Origin of the sequence: Mesorhizobium sp. M0011 (assembly GCF_040324155.1) — a bacterium.
Taxonomy (GTDB): domain Bacteria; phylum Pseudomonadota; class Alphaproteobacteria; order Rhizobiales; family Rhizobiaceae; genus Mesorhizobium.
Map to the genome: position 1 here is coordinate 41,676 of NZ_JAMYVQ010000019.1, position 16,384 is coordinate 58,059.

At 63.6% G+C, this 16,384-nt stretch carries 18 protein-coding genes and 1 tRNA gene; 12 read left to right on the forward strand and 7 right to left on the reverse strand.

The window, feature by feature from the left end; translation table 11 throughout:
- Positions 1-195: 195 nt before the first annotated feature.
- Entirely contained in the window at positions 196-1,470 is a 1,275-nt protein-coding gene (locus tag NKK51_RS20370; protein ID WP_352554409.1) for a coiled-coil domain-containing protein, read from the forward strand.
- Positions 1,471-1,511: 41 nt separating this feature from the next.
- Here NKK51_RS20370 and NKK51_RS20375 read toward each other — a convergent pair.
- Positions 1,512-1,596, reverse strand: a tRNA-Leu gene (locus NKK51_RS20375).
- Between the two features lie 276 nt (positions 1,597-1,872).
- On the opposite strand from NKK51_RS20375, the gene NKK51_RS20380 reads away from it, so the two are divergent.
- Positions 1,873-2,460 carry a YqaA family protein gene (locus tag NKK51_RS20380; RefSeq protein WP_023811139.1) on the forward strand — a complete coding sequence of 196 codons (588 nt, stop codon included), beginning with the start codon at positions 1,873-1,875 and terminating at the stop codon, positions 2,458-2,460.
- 34 nt (positions 2,461-2,494) lie between these two features.
- Complete coding sequence (locus NKK51_RS20385) at positions 2,495-3,013, forward strand: disulfide bond formation protein B (protein ID WP_013529434.1); 519 nt, start codon at positions 2,495-2,497, stop codon at positions 3,011-3,013.
- A gap of 162 nt (positions 3,014-3,175) precedes the next feature.
- On the opposite strand, the gene NKK51_RS20390 is transcribed toward NKK51_RS20385, so the two are convergent.
- Positions 3,176-3,733 carry an HNH endonuclease gene (locus tag NKK51_RS20390; RefSeq protein WP_006328497.1) on the reverse strand — a complete coding sequence of 186 codons (558 nt, stop codon included), beginning with the start codon at positions 3,731-3,733 and terminating at the stop codon, positions 3,176-3,178.
- A gap of 128 nt (positions 3,734-3,861) precedes the next feature.
- Entirely contained in the window at positions 3,862-4,503 is a 642-nt protein-coding gene (locus NKK51_RS20395) for a DNA-3-methyladenine glycosylase family protein (RefSeq protein ID WP_352554410.1), read from the reverse strand.
- A 73-nt stretch (positions 4,504-4,576) separates the two neighbouring features.
- On the opposite strand from NKK51_RS20395, the gene gluQRS reads away from it, so the two are divergent.
- Together gluQRS and NKK51_RS20405 are read left to right on the forward strand one after the other, a co-directional pair.
- Positions 4,577-5,473 carry a tRNA glutamyl-Q(34) synthetase GluQRS gene (gluQRS, locus tag NKK51_RS20400; protein ID WP_352554411.1) on the forward strand — a complete coding sequence of 299 codons (897 nt, stop codon included), beginning with the start codon at positions 4,577-4,579 and terminating at the stop codon, positions 5,471-5,473.
- Between the two features lie 129 nt (positions 5,474-5,602).
- The gene (locus NKK51_RS20405; protein WP_352554412.1) at positions 5,603-6,499 is read left to right on the forward strand and encodes a DMT family transporter; all 897 of its coding nucleotides are present in this window, start codon (positions 5,603-5,605) and stop codon (positions 6,497-6,499) included.
- Between the two features lie 102 nt (positions 6,500-6,601).
- On the opposite strand, the gene NKK51_RS20410 is transcribed toward NKK51_RS20405, so the two are convergent.
- On the reverse strand, positions 6,602-7,453 hold the full coding sequence (locus NKK51_RS20410) for a YihY/virulence factor BrkB family protein (RefSeq protein ID WP_013529430.1): 852 nt from the start codon (positions 7,451-7,453) through the stop codon (positions 6,602-6,604).
- A 55-nt stretch (positions 7,454-7,508) separates the two neighbouring features.
- On the opposite strand from NKK51_RS20410, the gene NKK51_RS20415 reads away from it, so the two are divergent.
- The 7 genes from NKK51_RS20415 to NKK51_RS20445 all read left to right on the forward strand — a co-directional run bounded on the left by NKK51_RS20415 (position 7,509) and on the right by NKK51_RS20445 (position 12,907).
- On the forward strand, positions 7,509-8,375 hold the full coding sequence (locus NKK51_RS20415) for an SDR family oxidoreductase (RefSeq protein WP_352554413.1): 867 nt from the start codon (positions 7,509-7,511) through the stop codon (positions 8,373-8,375).
- Between the two features lie 24 nt (positions 8,376-8,399).
- Entirely contained in the window at positions 8,400-8,591 is a 192-nt protein-coding gene (locus tag NKK51_RS20420; RefSeq protein WP_013529428.1) for a twin transmembrane helix small protein, read from the forward strand.
- A 24-nt stretch (positions 8,592-8,615) separates the two neighbouring features.
- Positions 8,616-9,197, forward strand: coding sequence for a cob(I)yrinic acid a,c-diamide adenosyltransferase (locus NKK51_RS20425; protein ID WP_352554414.1), 582 nt, complete (start codon positions 8,616-8,618; stop codon positions 9,195-9,197).
- A gap of 29 nt (positions 9,198-9,226) precedes the next feature.
- Complete coding sequence (locus NKK51_RS20430) at positions 9,227-10,027, forward strand: rhomboid family intramembrane serine protease (protein WP_352554415.1); 801 nt, start codon at positions 9,227-9,229, stop codon at positions 10,025-10,027.
- Between the two features lie 181 nt (positions 10,028-10,208).
- Positions 10,209-10,958: an electron transfer flavoprotein subunit beta/FixA family protein gene (locus tag NKK51_RS20435; RefSeq protein WP_352554416.1), complete on the forward strand. Its 750-nt coding sequence runs from the start codon at positions 10,209-10,211 to the stop codon at positions 10,956-10,958.
- A gap of 24 nt (positions 10,959-10,982) precedes the next feature.
- On the forward strand, positions 10,983-11,912 hold the full coding sequence (locus tag NKK51_RS20440; RefSeq protein ID WP_292679708.1) for an electron transfer flavoprotein subunit alpha/FixB family protein: 930 nt from the start codon (positions 10,983-10,985) through the stop codon (positions 11,910-11,912).
- Between the two features lie 116 nt (positions 11,913-12,028).
- Positions 12,029-12,907, forward strand: coding sequence for a 3-hydroxybutyryl-CoA dehydrogenase (locus NKK51_RS20445; protein ID WP_013529423.1), 879 nt, complete (start codon positions 12,029-12,031; stop codon positions 12,905-12,907).
- A 51-nt stretch (positions 12,908-12,958) separates the two neighbouring features.
- Here the strand turns inward: NKK51_RS20445 and NKK51_RS20450 are convergent, their stop codons facing one another.
- The 3 genes from NKK51_RS20450 to NKK51_RS20460 all read right to left on the reverse strand — a co-directional run bounded on the left by NKK51_RS20450 (position 12,959) and on the right by NKK51_RS20460 (position 16,322).
- On the reverse strand, positions 12,959-14,920 hold the full coding sequence (locus NKK51_RS20450) for a PAS domain S-box protein (protein ID WP_352554417.1): 1,962 nt from the start codon (positions 14,918-14,920) through the stop codon (positions 12,959-12,961).
- A 210-nt stretch (positions 14,921-15,130) separates the two neighbouring features.
- A complete protein-coding gene (locus NKK51_RS20455; RefSeq protein ID WP_352554418.1) occupies positions 15,131-15,769 on the reverse strand; it encodes an NrsF family protein in 639 nt (212 codons plus the stop codon).
- A 1-nt stretch (position 15,770) separates the two neighbouring features.
- Positions 15,771-16,322 carry a sigma-70 family RNA polymerase sigma factor gene (locus NKK51_RS20460; protein ID WP_352554419.1) on the reverse strand — a complete coding sequence of 184 codons (552 nt, stop codon included), beginning with the start codon at positions 16,320-16,322 and terminating at the stop codon, positions 15,771-15,773.
- Positions 16,323-16,384 lie beyond the last annotated feature (62 nt).

The following is a 16,384-nucleotide window of genomic DNA, read 5'->3' on the forward strand; positions in this document are numbered from 1 at the left end:
CATCTTCGCTGCAATATTTGAGGGGTGGGTGACCGGGAATTTACTTCGGTTGCCAGCAGGCAAACGCGAATATTGATCTCTGCTTGTAAAAAACGAGATTTCTCGCAGAAATTTCCGGTGAAAGCCGATAAGATCTACTCGCATTCTTGTTCTTAATTCACGATAATCTAGTGATTCGGTAGCGATGAGAGAGAAATGTCGCTGAATCATGAGGCCAACGGCGCCCGGCACATCAGTGCGGAGGACAGCGCCGTTGTCCGAAGGGCCGACGAAGACTTCGAAGAACTGATCCGAAGCATTCGAGCCGCAACGCATCAAGCTTTGCCTCTCTTCGAAGAGGAGCCCGTGACCGGGTTGGCCCAGTCAGACACGCTGGCCGCCTCCCTCGGCTCGACTTCGGCCCGGACGGGCTCGAGCCAGGCCCGCGCCATGCGCGGCTCCTCGCTCTTGTCCAACGATAGGCTGGATCCACGTGCCGATGACGACTTGGCGTGGTCGTTGGTTGATCACGATGCCGACGCTCCCGATACCGACAAATGGGAATTGCAGGAAGAGGTGGCGAAGCTGCAGCGCTTGCAGGATCGCACCTCGAAAGAGCTTGGGCGAAAATCGCGCGAGCTATCGATCGCGAGTAAGACAATCGCCGACCTGGACGTCCAACTCAACAAGGCACGGCAGACCATTGCGCAAGCGGACAGGCATGCCGGCCAGCGGGCAACGCGGTTCCTCGAAGCGAATGTCGAGGTTGAGCGTCTGGGCCGGAACCTGGCGCGCGTGTCGGGGCAACTTCGCGACGAGATCATCGCCAGGCAAGCCGCCGAGCAGGCGCGTGAGGACGTTGCATCGCGGCTCGCCAGCTTGCAACAGGCCGCCATGCTGCTTCGTTCCAAGGTCGCGGATTACCAGCTCCAAAACGAAAGACTGACCGGCAAACTGTCTGCGCAGATGCTGGTGCAGCAGGACCTGCAGGTGCGGCTGTCCACGGTCGAGCATCAGCGCGGCGTTCTCGGCGATTGCGCCGCCACCGCTCAGGTACGGGCCGTCGAACTTGAAAAGAGGTTGCGCTCGCTCCAGCGCAGCGCCGCCGATCAAAGCGTGGTCCGCGCAACGCCGAGCGTGGGACAGCCCGCCGAGGGCGTGGCCGAGCATCGGCGCCAAACCTCGGAAACCGAGATTGCGACGTTGCGCCAGGAGCGCGACGCGGCGCGCCGAGACTATGGCGCGGTGAAGGTTCAACTCGCCGATCTCCGCTTGCGCGACATGACCGACGAGCTCGCGCATGCCCGTTGCCGCGATGAGAACCGCCAGCTTCACCACAGGCTGGAAACGCTGAGACGCCAGGATCCGCCCAGCGGACCGGCAGCGGATGACAATGCCGATCTCGAACGGACATTCGACGAATTGCTGGCGGCTGGCGAGCTTGGCGCGGCCAATGACGGCGATCCCACCGCGACGCGTAAGGCGTCTTGATCGCGTTGGGATTTGCCACCCAAAGCTCGAAGAGTGAAGGTTGGTGCCCCTAGCCGGAATCGAACCAGCACTCCTTGCGGAACTCGATTTTGAGTCGAGCGCGTCTACCAATTCCGCCATAGGGGCTCAGGCCGGGCGGCCTGGATGGCGCGGGACTATACGGTTGGAGGCCTGTTCGTCAACTGGCCAATTCTCCGGCGCTCTCAAGATGCGACCAAACTGCGCCTTTCGATTTCGTGACGGGGCTGCCATTGTGCAGCGCGGAAAATCTTTCTAGACAGGCGGCGCATCAAAGCGCGGCACGTCTGCGGGGACGGATGGCGTGCTCTGGGTCTTTGTTCTGTGCATGCCGTTACACCCCAACCTGCCTGCGCAATGGAACGACACGCATTAGGAGTGCCGATGCTTCGCGGACTTTACGACTGGACCTTGTCGCTGGCGGCCCGCAAATCCGCCGAATGGTGGCTGGCCTTCATCGCTTTCGTCGAAAGCTCGGTGTTCCTGGTGCCGGCCGACGTGCTCTATCTGCCGATGGCGCTGTCGCGGCCGGATCGCGCCTACCGCTATGCGCTGATCGCCACCGTCGCCTCGGTGCTGGGCGGCATCGCCGGTTGGTTCATCGGCCACTACGCCTATGACGCGGTGGCGAGGCCGATCCTCGAATTCTACGGCAAGTACGACGAGTTCGAAGCGCTGCGCGCGGGGGCAGGCGTCGGCTTCATCGTCCTGATGCTGATCACGTCGGGCGCTGCCCACCTGCCGCCGATCAAGGTGGTGACGATCCTGTCCGGCGTCATCGGCGTCAATTTGCTGTTGTTCGTGGTGCTGGCGATCGTGGCCCGCGGTGGCCGTTTCCTGCTGCTCGCCTGGCTGCTGCGCCATTATGGCGAACCGATCCGCGAATTCATCGAAAAGCGCCTCGGCCTCATCGCCGGCGCCGGCGCGGCTGCCCTGATTTTGCTCTATATCCTCGTCAAATACGCGTTCTGAACAGAACCATTGCGAGCCGGACGGACCGATTGAAATGACAGCGACCATGAATGCCGACACCGGACGCCAGCGCACGCTAACCGCCTTGTTCCTCGCCGTTGCCATGGCCGCCACCGTTGGTTCGGCGCTCGGCTTCCAGTATCTCGGCGGCTACATCCCCTGCCACCTCTGCCTCGAACAGCGCACGCCCTACTATATCGGCGTGCCGCTGATGGTGCTGGCGGTGATTGCGTCGATGCTGCACGCACCCAGCTGGCTGACGCGCGGCCTGCTGGCCGTCGGCGGCATCCTGATGCTCTACGGCCTCTATCTCGGCGTCTACCACTCCGGCGTCGAATGGCAGTGGTGGGCCGGCCCGACCGATTGTACCGCAGGCGCCGGGCCGGTCGACACCGGCGGCAAGGGCGTGCTCGACGCGCTCGACAAATTCGTGCCGCCGTCCTGCGACAAAGCCGCATTGCGCATCCTCGGCCTGTCCCTGGCCGGCTGGAACGCCATCGCCAGCCTGATCCTCGCCGCCGTAGCCTTCCGCGGCGCCCTCACCCGCGACTGATTTGGCGCGATGGCGCCGACGCGAGATCGTTCAAGGAATTCGGCAGGCTGAGTCGTATGGAGTGATTCTCGAGAACCGAAGCGGAGCGGACATTTGGTCCGTGAGCATCGGAAGCGCAGACAATCGCTCCAGACGGCCAGCCTCCCGAATTCTCGAACGATCTCAGGGCTCCAGTTCGACATCCCAGTACAGATAATCCATCCAGCTCTCATGCAGATGGTTGGGCGGGAACAGGCGGCCATTGTTGTGCAGATCGTGCACCGTCGGCTGGAAAGGCTTCTGCAGCGGCCACATCTTGGCATGCGCCGGCATCATGCCGCCCTTCCTGAGGTTGCAGGGCGAGCAGGCGGCAACGACATTCTCCCATGTCGTCGCGCCGCCGCGATGGCGGGGGATGACGTGATCGAAGGTCAGATCCTCCGGCGTGCCGCAATACTGGCACTGGAAGCGATCGCGCAGGAAGACGTTGAAGCGGGTGAAGGCCGGGTGCCTGGAGGGCTTCACATAGGCCTTCAGGCTGACCACGCTCGGCAGCTTCATCGAGAAGGTCGGCGAGGAGACGGCATGCTCGTATTCCGCGACGATGTTCACCCGGTCGAGGAACACCGCCTTGATGGCATCCTGCCACGACCAGAGCGACAAGGGGTAATAGCTGAGCGGACGGTAATCCGCATTCAGCACCAGTGCTGGAAGCCCATCCGGAGATACGGCAACCGTCACGTGTTCACCTCCTTGGTTCTAGACCCGAACGGCGCGGATACTGTAAGCCCGACATGACAGGGATGTGAAGCGGATTGTCGCGTGGCCTAAGCGCCAAAAATGCGTGATTTTTATGATTTTTTGCGGATTCAGGCCGGCGGCGCGGCGTCTCGCCCTCTGATTTCACGATAATAGGACCAGAAAAGCCGCGATGCGACACCTCGCCACGGGCTCCATGATTCGGCCAATGCGATCAGGGTTTTCTCCGGCGGACGCGGCTCGATGCCGAGCGCGTGGCCGACCGCGCTCTGCAGCGCGACGTCGCGCGCGGGGAAGATGTCGGGATGCCCAGCGGCGAATAAGAGATACACTTCCGCCGTCCACGGGCCGATGCCGGACACCGCCGTCATCGTCGTGATCGCCTCCTGGGCATCGAGCGAACAGAGGTGATGAAGGTCGAGGCCGTCGGCCACCGCCTGGGCAATTGCGATCAGGCCGCGCTGCTTGGGCCGCGACAGGCCGGCCTCGCGAAACATGTCCTCGCCGGCGGCCAGGATCGCTTGCGGCGTCAGCGGATCGACGAGTTTGGTCAGCCGGCCGAAGATCGCATCGGCACTGGCGCGGGACACTTGCTGCGAGACGACGATCGACGCCAGGCTTCGAAACCCCGGCTCGGACAGCCGCAGCGGCACCTCGCCGGCCATGCCGCGCACCTTTTCCAGGCGCGGGTCGATCACGCAAAGCGCATCGAGCCCCCGGGCAATGTCGTCTGATGTCACGATACGGCGCATGCTTTCTTGTTCCTCGACCGTCGACAGGGTAGCAATTGGCGGAGCGCCGCAAAACATGATTGCCGCCTGAGAGATGACACTCCTGACATTCCGCTTCGCGCCCAGCCCCAACGGCGACCTGCATCTCGGCCACGCCTATTCGGCGCTGCTCAACCAGAAGCTGGCGGCACAGGCGCACGGCCGCCTGCTGCTGCGCATCGAGGATATCGACACGACGCGCTGCACGCCGCTATTCGAGGCAGGCGTGCTTGCCGACCTGAAATGGCTGGGGCTTGGCTGGGAAGAGCCGGTGCGCCGCCAGTCCGAGCATTTCGCCGAATACCAGGCGGTGCTCGAGCGGTTGATCGCGGACGAACTCGTCTACCCCGCCTTCATGAGCCGTGGCGAGATCCGCGCCTTCATCACCGACAGCGAAAAGCGTGGGCGCGACTGGCCGCGCGATCCCGATGGCGTGCCGCTCTACCCCGCCACCGACAAGGCGCTGCCGCTGAAGGAACGCCAGCGGCGGATCGCCGAGAATGCACCCTTCGCCTGGCGGCTGGATGTCGATGCCGCCACGGCGCGTGTCGGCAAGGACCTTTCATGGACGGAGTATTCTGACGAGACGCTTTCCGCGACGCGCTCCGTCGAAGCCCGCCCGCGGGACTGGGGCGACGTGATCTTGGCGCGCCGAGACATTCCGACCAGTTACCACCTCGCCGTCGTCATGGACGATGCGCTGCAAGGCGTCAGCCACGTCGTGCGCGGCCAGGATCTGTTTTCCGCCACTGGCGTGCAGCGCCTGCTGCAGCAACTCCTCGGACTGCCGCAACCGGCCTATTTCCATCATCGCCTCATCCTCGGACCAGACGGACGAAAACTGTCGAAGAGCCTCCGTGACACCGGTCTTGCCGCATTGCGCCATGCCGGCGCATCGCCTGACGACATCAGGCGGACGGTCGGGCTTTTGAGCGCGGCGCGGCCAAGGTAACGCATGTCGAACTTGACGCCCGTTGAATTCCGGTGATGCATGGATCAACGGTTTCGTTTTGCGCGCCGGGTTGAAGCGCAGTAGAGCAGCGCCACGGTCAACTCCCTCCAGCGCGGCGGTCTCCGGAACATGCACAGCATCAAGCGGTTCATCCCCGCCACCTTCGTCGTCCTGTGGGCGACCGGCTTTATCGGCGCGCGCTACGCCATGCCGTGGGCGGAACCGTTCACATTCCTCGCCGCGCGTTTCGTCATCGCCGCCATCCTGCTGGCCGTCCTGATGCTTGTGCTGGGCTCGAAAAGAGCCACCCGCGAGGAGGCGCTGCATGCCACCGGCGCCGGCATCCTGATGCATGGCGTCTATCTCGGCGCCGTCTTCTGGGCCATCCACAGGGGCATGCCGGCCGGATTTTCGGCCCTCATCGTCGGCCTGCAGCCGCTGATCACGGCGGTGCTTGCCGGTAAGTTTCTCGGCGAGGCGATCCTGCCGCGCCACTGGCTTGGCCTTGGTATCGGCCTCATCGGCATCGTCATCGTGCTGTGGCCGAAGCTCGGCGCGCTGGGCGGCGGCGTAACAGTTGCGACATTGACCGCCTCGCTGGTCTCGGTACTCGGCATGAGCGCCGGCACCATCTGGCAGAAGCGCTTCGCCTCCGGCGGCGACCTGGTCGCGGCGACCATGTGGCAATATGTCGGCGGCGGTTCGCTGATGCTCCTCGCCTCGCTCGCTTTCGAAACCCACACGATCATCATCAATGGCGAGCTGATCTTCGCCATGGCCTGGCTGGTGCTGGTGCTGTCGCTGGGCGCCATCTTCCTGCTGATGGTGATGATCCGCGACGGCGAGATGTCGAAAGTGGCGTCGCTGTTCTACCTGGTGCCGGCGGTGACGGCGGTCATCGCCTGGGCACTCTTCGACGAACAGCTCAACGCGCTGCAGATCGTCGGCATGGCGATCACGACCTTCGGCGTTGGCCTGGCAACGGCTCGGCAGGCCAAGGGAAGAACTGTGGAATTGAGGAATTGAGGAATTGAGGAATTGAGGAATTGAGGAAGAAGCACAGACAGCGCCGGATATGACCCGCTCTTTCTCCAATTCTTCAGTTCTTCAATTCCTCAATTCGACCTGTCATCCCACCCGCGCACGCGCCTCCAGATAGCGACTGATCGCGGCGTTGAGCTCGCCGCCGAGGATGAAGATCGCCGAGACCATGTAGAGGAAGACCACGGCGATCATGATCGAGGCCAGGCCGGCATAGGTCGTCACATAGGACGAGAAGTGGTCGAGATAGGTGGCGAAGATGGTCGAGCCGATAAGCCATGCCGCCAGCGTGAAGACGATGCCCGGCACCAGCGAGACGAAGCGGCGCTTGCCCGCCGGCAGCCAGAAATGCACGGCAAACAATCCGCCGACGATGACCGCCGAAGCGATGACGTAACGCCACAGTGTGATGGTGCCCATATAGGGCTTGATCCAGTCGATATGGGCTTCGGCGAGCCGCGCCAGCAGCGGCGCGAACACCAGGAGCACGCTGATCGCCAGGAAACCGGCCGTGGCGATGAGAACGAAGATGATGCTCTGCACCCGGCGGTAGATGATGCCGCGCGTTTCCGAAACGCGATAGGCTCGGTTGAGCGACGTGCGCAGCGCCTCGATGCCGTTCGACGCAAAATAGGCCGCAAGCACCACACCATAGGTCAAAAGGTCGGTGCGCCTGACGGTCAGCACATTGAGCACTTCGCGCGCGATCGGCTTGGCGATCTGTTCGGGCCAGGTGTCGAAGACCAGATGCACGGCCGTGTCGGAGAACGCCTGCGCGCCCAGGAAGCTCGCCAGCGTCGTCGCGAAGATCAGGAACGGGAACAGCGCCATCAGCGATGTGATCGCCAGATGGCTGGCCATGGCCCAGCCGTCATCGGTGTTGAAATGGCCAAGCGCGTCGTAGAGAACCCGCTTGAGGGCTACGATCTTCCGCAACAAGAACCGCGCCCTCCAATTGTCTCCACGCCGGGAATATGGGAAGGGATTGCGGCAAATGGCAACCCTTGGCGAAACCACGAACAGTCCGGCGCAGAAGGTGCGCTCGATTATCATCACCGGTGCGTCTTCGGGAATAGGCGCGTACTGCGCCCGCGCGTTGAAGGCGGAAGGCTGGCGGGTGTTCGCAACGGCGCGCAAGCCGCAGGACATCGCCGCGCTCGAAGCCGACGGCATCGAGGCCTTCTATCTCGATTATTGCGAGCCGGACTCCATCGCCGCGCTGGTGACGGCGGTGCTCGACCGCACCGGCGGCCGGCTCGACGCCCTGTTCAACAACGGCGCCTATGCGCAGCCGGGCGCCGTCGAGGATCTGCCCGTTGCGGCGCTCAAGCAGCAGTTCGAGGCGAATTTCTTCGGCTGGCATGATTTGACCCGCCGACTGGTGCCGGTGATGCGCCGCCAGGGTCACGGCCGCATCGTCCACTGCTCGTCGATCCTTGGCCTGGTGCCGGTGCGCTTTCGCGGCGCCTATTCGGCGTCGAAGCACGCACTGGAGGCCTTGATGCTCTGCCAGCGCCAGGAACTGGCCGGCAGCGGCGTCCACGTTTCGCTGATCGAGCCGGGGCCGGTGAAGTCGAAGATCGCCAGCAATGGCCTCATTTGGTTTCTCAGCAGCATCGACCACGAAAATTCTGTGCACCGCGTGGACTATGCGGCGCAACTCGAGCGGTTGCGGGCCGGCGGCAGCCAATCGGCCTTGAAGCCAGGGCCGGAAGTCGTTCATGCGGCGCTGCGCCATGCACTTCTGTCGCGGCGCCCGCGCCCGCACTATGTGGTAACAGTGCCGGCCAGGATCGGTGCGGTGCTCAAACGCATCCTGCCGGCATCGATGCTCTACCGCCTGATGGCCAAACGCGCCTGAACGCCAAACAACTGGAACGCAACAATGGCAACCGTCTTCAACATTCTCGCCATTCTGGTCATGGTCGCCGTTGCGGTCGTGCTTGTTCGTGGCCTCATCAACATGATGCGCGGCGGTTCCGGCGTCACCTCGAACAAGCTGATGCAGGCACGCGTCATGCTGCAGGCCGTGGCGCTGGTGCTGATCTTGCTGGCGGTGTATTTCACCCGCAAGTGAGGATATCGGCAGCCGGGAGGCTACGTGGTCAAGCTCAACAAGATCTACACCCGCACCGGCGATGATGGCACCACGGGTCTCGGCACCGGCGAAAGGCGGCTGAAATCCGACCTGCGGGTAGACGCCTACGGCACGGTCGACGAGGCCAATGCCTGCATCGGCATCGCCCGGGTCCACACGGCCGCGACCCATCCCGCGATCGATGACATGCTTTCCCGCATCCAGAACGATCTGTTCGATCTCGGCGCCGATCTCGCCGTGCCCGACGACGGCAAGCCGCTCGGCTACGAGCCGCTTCGCATCGTCGCCGTGCAGACCGACCGGGTCGAAAAGGACATCGACCTTCTCAACAAGGAGCTTCAGCCGCTCAAATCCTTCGTGCTCAATGGCGGCACGCCGGCAGCGGCGGCACTTCACCTTGCCCGCACCGTGGCGCGGCGGGCCGAAAGGCTGATCGTGGCCCTTGCCCAGGACCCGAACGAGCACGTCAACCGCGACGGTCTGAAATACATCAACCGCGTCTCGGATTTCCTGTTTGTCGCCGCCCGGGCGGTCAATGACAACGGAAACGCCGACGTGCTATGGGTTCCCGGCAAGAACCGCTGATTGTCGAAAGCGGAAGAGGGCCTGGGGCAATGTTCATCCCGCTTTACGACACCAACAGGCTGCGGCACATCAGGCTGCAATATGTGACCATCGGGCTGATCGTGGTCAATGCCCTGGTCTACCTTGTCACCGCGCTCGGCGGCGAGAGTTTCTCCAATGCCGCCGTCCTTGGTCTCGGCTTCATCCCGTCGGTCGTCCATGACACCGCCGAGCTCGATCCCCGTTTCATCGTCATCCCCGAAAGCCTGAGCTACCTCACCTATTCGTTCCTGCATGCAGACATCTTCCACCTCGGCGGCAACATGCTGTTCCTGTGGGTGTTCGGCGACAATGTCGAGGATGCGCTCGGCCACATCCGCTACCTCATCTTCTATCTGTTGTGCGCCATTGCCGGCGCCGCTTTCCAGGGCCTCGTCGCCTGGGATTCGCAAGTGCCGCTGATCGGTGCATCCGGCGCCATCGCCGGGGTGGTCGTCGCCTATCTGATCCTTTATCCCAGGGTGAAGGTCTGGGTGCTGGCCTTTGCCCGCATCCCGCTGCGGATTCCGGCCTTCATCCCGCTCATCCTGTGGGTGCTGTTCCAGGTGGTGATGTTTGCCGCCGGTGGCGAGGATCAGATCTCCTGGGCCTGCCATATCGGCGGCATCATCGCCGGAGCTGTTCTTGTGCTCGTCTTGCGCAGCCGCGGCGTGCCGCTGTTTGCCGGCGCCGACGAGGACGTCGCGCCCACCGCTCCCGACCAACCGCCGGTTGCCACGGAACCGCTGATCCCCGACCCGCCCGCCGCGACACCGCGCTGGGGGCGAGGAAACGCTTCCAGTTCGGACTGAACCGATTTGAGCGGCTTGCAGCGTATTGACGTGCAGGGTTGCCGCAACTACGGAAACGTCACCGCCGCAACCTAAGGCGGGCAAAGACCAGAATTTCCATCCGAAATGTCGGCTTTCGACAACTCAGAACGGGCGCAGGCTGTTATAGCGCGCCCAACTAGCGTGAAGAGGTGACAGGCAAATGAAGATCCTTGTGCCCGTGAAGCGGGTTGTGGATGCGAACGTCAAAGTTCGCGTGAAGGCTGACGGTTCGGCGGTGGAGCTCGCCAACGTCAAGATGGCGATGAACCCGTTCGACGAAATCGCGGTGGAAGAAGCAATCCGGCTGAAGGAAGCCGGCAAGGCGGAAGAAATCATCGTCGTCTCGATCGGCCCGCAGCAGGCGCAGGAAACCCTGCGCACCGCACTCGCCATGGGCGCCGACCGCGCCATCCTGGTCAAGACCGATGAACAAACCGAGCCGCTCGGCGTCGCCAAGGTGCTGAAGGGCGTCGTCGACGCCGAGCAGCCCGGCCTCGTCATTCTCGGCAAGCAGGCGATCGACGACGACTCGAACCAGACCGGCCAGATGCTGGCGGCACTGCTTGGCTGGGCGCAGGGCACCTTCGCTTCCAAGATCGTGCTCGACGGCGACAAGGCCAAGGTGACGCGCGAAGTCGATGGCGGCCTGCAGACCTTGGAACTGAAGATGCCGGTGATCGTGACTGCCGACCTTCGCCTCAACCAGCCGCGCTATGCCTCCTTGCCCAACATCATGAAGGCCAAGAAGAAGCAGCTCGACGAAAAGACCCCGGCCGACTACGGCGCCGACGTCAAGCCGCGGTTGAAGGTCATCAAGACCGAGGAGCCGAGTGGCCGCAAGGCAGGCGTCAAGGTCAAGAGCGTCGCTGAGCTGGTCGACAAGCTCAAGAACGAAGCCGGCGTGCTGTAAGCGATCGGGAAAGGAACAAGAAAAATGGCTATTCTCCTCATCGCAGAACACGACAACGCAACGCTTTCCGACCAGACCGCCAAGGCGCTGTCGGCGGCGCTGCAGATCGGCTCGGACGTGCATGTGCTGGTTGCCGGCAAGGGCGCCAAGCCGGCAGCGGACGCTGCCGCCAAACTCAAGGGCGTGAGCAAGGTGCTGTTGGCCGAGGCCGACGAGCTTGCCGAGCGCCTGGCCGAACCGACGGCAGCGCTCATTGTGTCGCTGGCGGGCGCTTATGACACCATCATCGCGCCGGCGACCTCGTCGGGCAAGAATGTCGCGCCGCGCGTGGCAGCGTTGCTCGACGTCGCGCAGGTGTCCGAGATCATCGAAGTCGTATCGCCCGACACCTTCAAGCGGCCGATCTATGCCGGCAACGCCATCCAGACGGTGCAGTCGAGCGACGCCAAGAAGGTGATCACGGTGCGCACCGCCTCCTTCCAGGCAGCCCCCGAGGGCGGCTCGGCGGCGGTCGAGGCTGTCAAGGCCGCGGCCAATCCCGGCCTGTCCACCTTCGTCGAGAACAAGCTCTCCGAGACCGACCGTCCGGAGCTGACCTCGGCCAAGATCATCATCTCGGGTGGTCGTGCGCTGGGTTCGGCGGAGAAGTTCCAGGAGGTCATCCTGCCGGTCGCCGACAAGCTCGGTGCCGCCGTCGGCGCTTCCCGCGCAGCGGTCGACGCCGGCTACGCGCCGAACGACTGGCAGGTCGGCCAGACCGGCAAGGTCGTCGCCCCCGATCTCTACATCGCGGTCGGCATCTCCGGCGCTATCCAGCACCTCGCCGGCATGAAGGATTCGAAGGTCATCGTCGCCATCAACAAGGACGAGGAGGCGCCGATTTTCCAGGTTGCCGACTACGGCCTCGTCGGGGACCTGTTCGTCATTCTGCCGGAGCTGCAAAAGGCGCTTTGACGCTTTCTGCCAAAGCGTATTAAATGGTGAGGGTGGGGTAGACGAAGTCGCCCCGCCCTTTTAGTGTGCACCGCACAAAAAGCAGGCCGCAAAGGCCTTTTGACGGGATCGGTGTAATGAGCAAGATCGAGACGATCGGCATCATCGGCGCGGGCCAGATGGGCGGCGGCATCGCCCATGTCTCCGCGCTTTCGGGCTACAAGGTGCTGATCTACGATATATCGCCCGACCGCATCGAGAAGGGCATCGCCACAATCAGCGGCAACATGGCCCGCCAGGTGGGGTCCGGCAAGCTCGACGAAAAGGTTCGCAACGACGCGATGGGCCGCATTTCGGCCGCTCCGGCGATGGCCGATCTTGCCGGCGCCGATCTGGTCATCGAGGCGGCGACCGAGGACGAGACGGTCAAGCGCAAGATCTACGCCCAACTCTGTCCGCAGCTCAATCCCGAAGCCATCCTGGCGACCAACACCTCGTCGATCTCGATCACGCGGCTTGCCGCGCAGACCGACCGGCCGGAGCGGTTCATCGGCATACATTTCATGAATCCGGTGCCGCTGATGAAGCTGGTCGAACTGGTGCGCGGCATCGCCACCGAGGACCAGACCTTCGAGGCCGCCAAGACCTATGTGAAGCAGCTCGACAAGACGATCACGGTCTCGGAGGATTTTCCGGCCTTCATCGTCAACCGCATCCTGCTGCCGATGATCAACGAGGCGATCTACACGCTCTATGAGGGGGTCGGCTCGGTCGATGCCATCGACACCGCCATGCGGCTCGGCGCCAACCATCCGATGGGGCCGCTGCAGCTGGCTGACTTCATCGGGCTCGATACATGCCTGTCCATCATGCAGGTGCTGCATGACGGCCTGTCGGACTCCAAGTACCGACCTTGCCCGCTGCTGGTGAAATATGTCGAGGCCGGCTGGCTCGGCCGCAAGACCGGGCGCGGCTTCTACGACTATCGTGGCGAGCATCCCGTTCCGACGCGCTGAGCGGATCGTCGGCCAGGGACAAGCCTTTCGGATCAGCCGTGACAGGCTCGATCAGGAGGCCGCGGCCAACGGCTCTGTCGGGCCATCCACGATCTGGGCGTCGGGCGCCACGGAGACGCAGCCACGGCCCGCCGCCTTGGCCGCATAGCAGGCCGCATCGGCCCGCGCGATGATCTCGTCGACTTCACCGCAATTGGCATTGATCGCAGCCAACCCGATGCTGGCGCCGATCACGTGAGAACGGCCGTCCCAGGAGAAGTCCAGCCCGCCGATCGCATCGATGATGGAGCGCGCCGCGATCTTGGCGCCGGCTGCTGAACCCGATTTCAGAATGACCGCGAATTCGTCGCCGCCGAGGCGAGCGACGATATCGTCTGGACCAAGCACGCCGCGAATCGCCACGGCAACCCGCTTCAGCAGCGCGTCTCCCGCCGCGTGGCCGCCCGTGTCGTTGACCAGTTTGAAGTGGTCGAGATCGATGAACATGAACTGATGTCCGCTGGCTCCGACCGACTCTGTCGTGTCGCCGGTCGACTTCCTCGTGTCGGCGGTGCCGTCCTTGCGGGCCTGACCGACCAGTTCCTCCATGGCGCGGATGAAGCTGGAGCGATTGGCAAGGCCGGTCAGCGCGTCGTGTGCCGCGGCGTGCGCCAGTTGGCGCTGCAGCGCGCGCGCATCGGAAAAGTCCTGGAAGACGATGACCAGCCCGCAGAATTCGTTCCGTTCGTTGATGATCGGCGACACGACCTGGCGGATGCTGCAGCGCGTGTCGTCGCGCCGGATCAGGACGGCGCGGCTGTTCTGGTCGGCGGGCGCATGAACGCCAATCGCGGGCCGGGTGACGCCGATCCTGTGCCCCGTCTCCTCGTCGACCGCCCAGTAGACATGGCCAAGCATCTTGCCGAGAGCCTCGCCGCCGGCAATCCCGGTCAGCTTTTCGGCGACCGGGTTCATGAAGGTGACGCGGTTTGCGGCATCGGTGCAGATGACGGCATCGCCGATCGATTGCAGCGTCACCCTCAGCCGCTCCTTTTCATCGGCAAGCATTGCCGCCGACACAGTGAGGCGCTCTTCGGCCTCCTTGCGACGGGTGATGTCGGTCAGGCTGCCAATGGCCCTGATCAGCCGTCCATCCTCGTCGCGTTCGATAGCCTTGCCGCGGTCGAGTATCCACATCCAGTGGCCATCCTTGTGGCGCATCCTGAACTCGGCCTCAAAGAACGGTGTCTTGCCCTCGAGATGAGCGCGATCCGCTTCGGCGACAGTCTCGCGATCGTCGGGATGGATCATCGTCAGCCAGCGGTCGGTGTCGCCATCGAGCTCACCATCCGCATAGCCCAGCATCTTGACCCAGGTCGAGGAATAGGTCGTGCCGCCCTTGCGCATATCGAGGTCCCAGACCCCTTGGCCGGCGCCGGCCAGGGCGAAATTCCAACGCGTTTCCGCCTCGGCAATGCGCGCCTCGGCCTGCTTGCGAGCGTCGATGTTCTCGATTTGCGAGACGAGATAGAGCGGGCGGCCGCCGGTCTCATCGCGAATGACCGAACCGGAGAGATGGGCCCAAACGGGCGTTCCGTCCTTCCTGAGATAGCGCTTCTCGAAGTGGAAGGAATTGACCGTGCCCGCCTTCAGATCGTCCATCGTCTCCCGCCCGATCTGCAGATCGTCGGGATGCGTGATCTGGAAGAAAGTCAGCGCCTCGATCTCTTCGCTTGTGTAGCCAAGCATGGCGGCGAAGGCCGGATTGGTCTGGCGGATGCGACCGTCGAGACCGACAACCACGATGCCGATCGCCGAATCCTCCATGGCGCGGCGGAAGCGCAGCTCGCTCTCGGCGATCTGCTGGCGATGCCTGCTGATCCTGCGGATGGACAGGGCGGCGAGGAACAGCGCGCCCACCGCCAGCGCCACCGCGATCTGCAGGCAGAGCTTCAGCGCTTCGGTGCCGAGGTCCAGGCGCGAAAGCAGGATCGAGGTCGCCAGCACGCCCAGGCCGGCGACGAGCAACGCCAACCCTGCATGCCCAAGAGATTCTCGGCTGGTCAATCCTCGCCACATCACGATACGTGCCACCCCCGTGCGCAAACGCATGTTCTCGCATCAACCTTGGCGGATCGATTTTAAGGAAAGGTTGCGTCCGGCATGCCGGCGTGGTCGCTAACCGGCAAACAATTGCCGGCATGATTAAGGATCGGTGCACGGGTCCGCGATCGTTACGAAACGCTACCAGCGTATGAAAAACCGTCCGCCGAGCGCACCGAGCAATGCGAGCGCTGCAATGGCTATCGTGTACCAGGGGGCGACGAAAAGCGGCGAGTCGTCGAAGCAGTGCGCGGCATAGAAGGTTGCCGCCAGCCCGCCGGCGAGCAGGCCCGCCACCGCACCGGCAAGCACCGGCCGTGTCGGCGCGCCATAGCGCAGCATCCACAGGAAGATGGCAAGCGGGCCAATACCGATCAGCGGGATGAAGCCCATGCAGAGCATCATGTTGTTGCCGACCATCCGTGTACCCCACAGCGCCTCCGGCATCATGAAAAGCTCCAGAAGCACCGCCACGGCTACCAGCACGGGCGCCGCGGCCATCCAGGCCATTGCCCGGCCCGTCGAGGCACCCGGTGTCGACAAGGCGCGGATCAGGGCGAAGGCGCTGACGGCAAGCACGATGGTGAAGACGAATTTGGAGAGGAAGCGCATCGTGTGCGCGGCCGCCATGAAGTCTGGGCGCGGGCCGATGGTCAGCAGGAAAACGATGGCCGCGATCACCGCCCCCGCACCGGCGGCCAGCCACCAGGCCGATTGCAGCGGCATCGCCTTGCTGCTTGCATCGGCGTCCAGCGCCCTGATGAGATCGTCCGTCCTCATGTCATTCCCGCCCGAACCGCCCCTGCCCGAATCGCTTGGCTATCGCGGCAAGTCCGCGATGCAGCGACACACGCACCGCCGTCTCGCTGATGCCGAACTTCGCCGCCGTCTCACCGATGGACCGCCCTTCCACCGACACGGCCGAGACCACGGAGCGCAGTGCCGGCGACAGGCTGTCCAATGCCCGGTTGATGTCTCGCTCGCTGACGGTCTCGGTTTCCGGCTCGGCGAACGTCTCGGCGATATCGTCGACATCGATCTCGATGCGCCGTCCGCGCCGCCGGAACGCATCGATCAGCTTGAAGCGGGCGATCGCGTAGATCCACGGCAACACCGGCGCATCCTGGCGCCAAGTATGTCGTTTTACATGAATGGCCAGCAAGGTTTCCTGCACGACATCCTCGGGATCGACCCCGCCCTGCACGATCTTGCGCCTGGCAAAACCGCGAACCAGCGCGGCAATCCGGTGCAGAAAGTCGGCGTAAGCCCTTTCATCTCCCGCGATGGCGGCCCGCATCAGCCGGGAAAGTTCGGCCTCGTCCTTGCCGCTCACAAGAGTTCACTCCCCCGAATTTCGCGTCTCGGCGCTGATTTGTTACGTGGCCGGCGAAATAA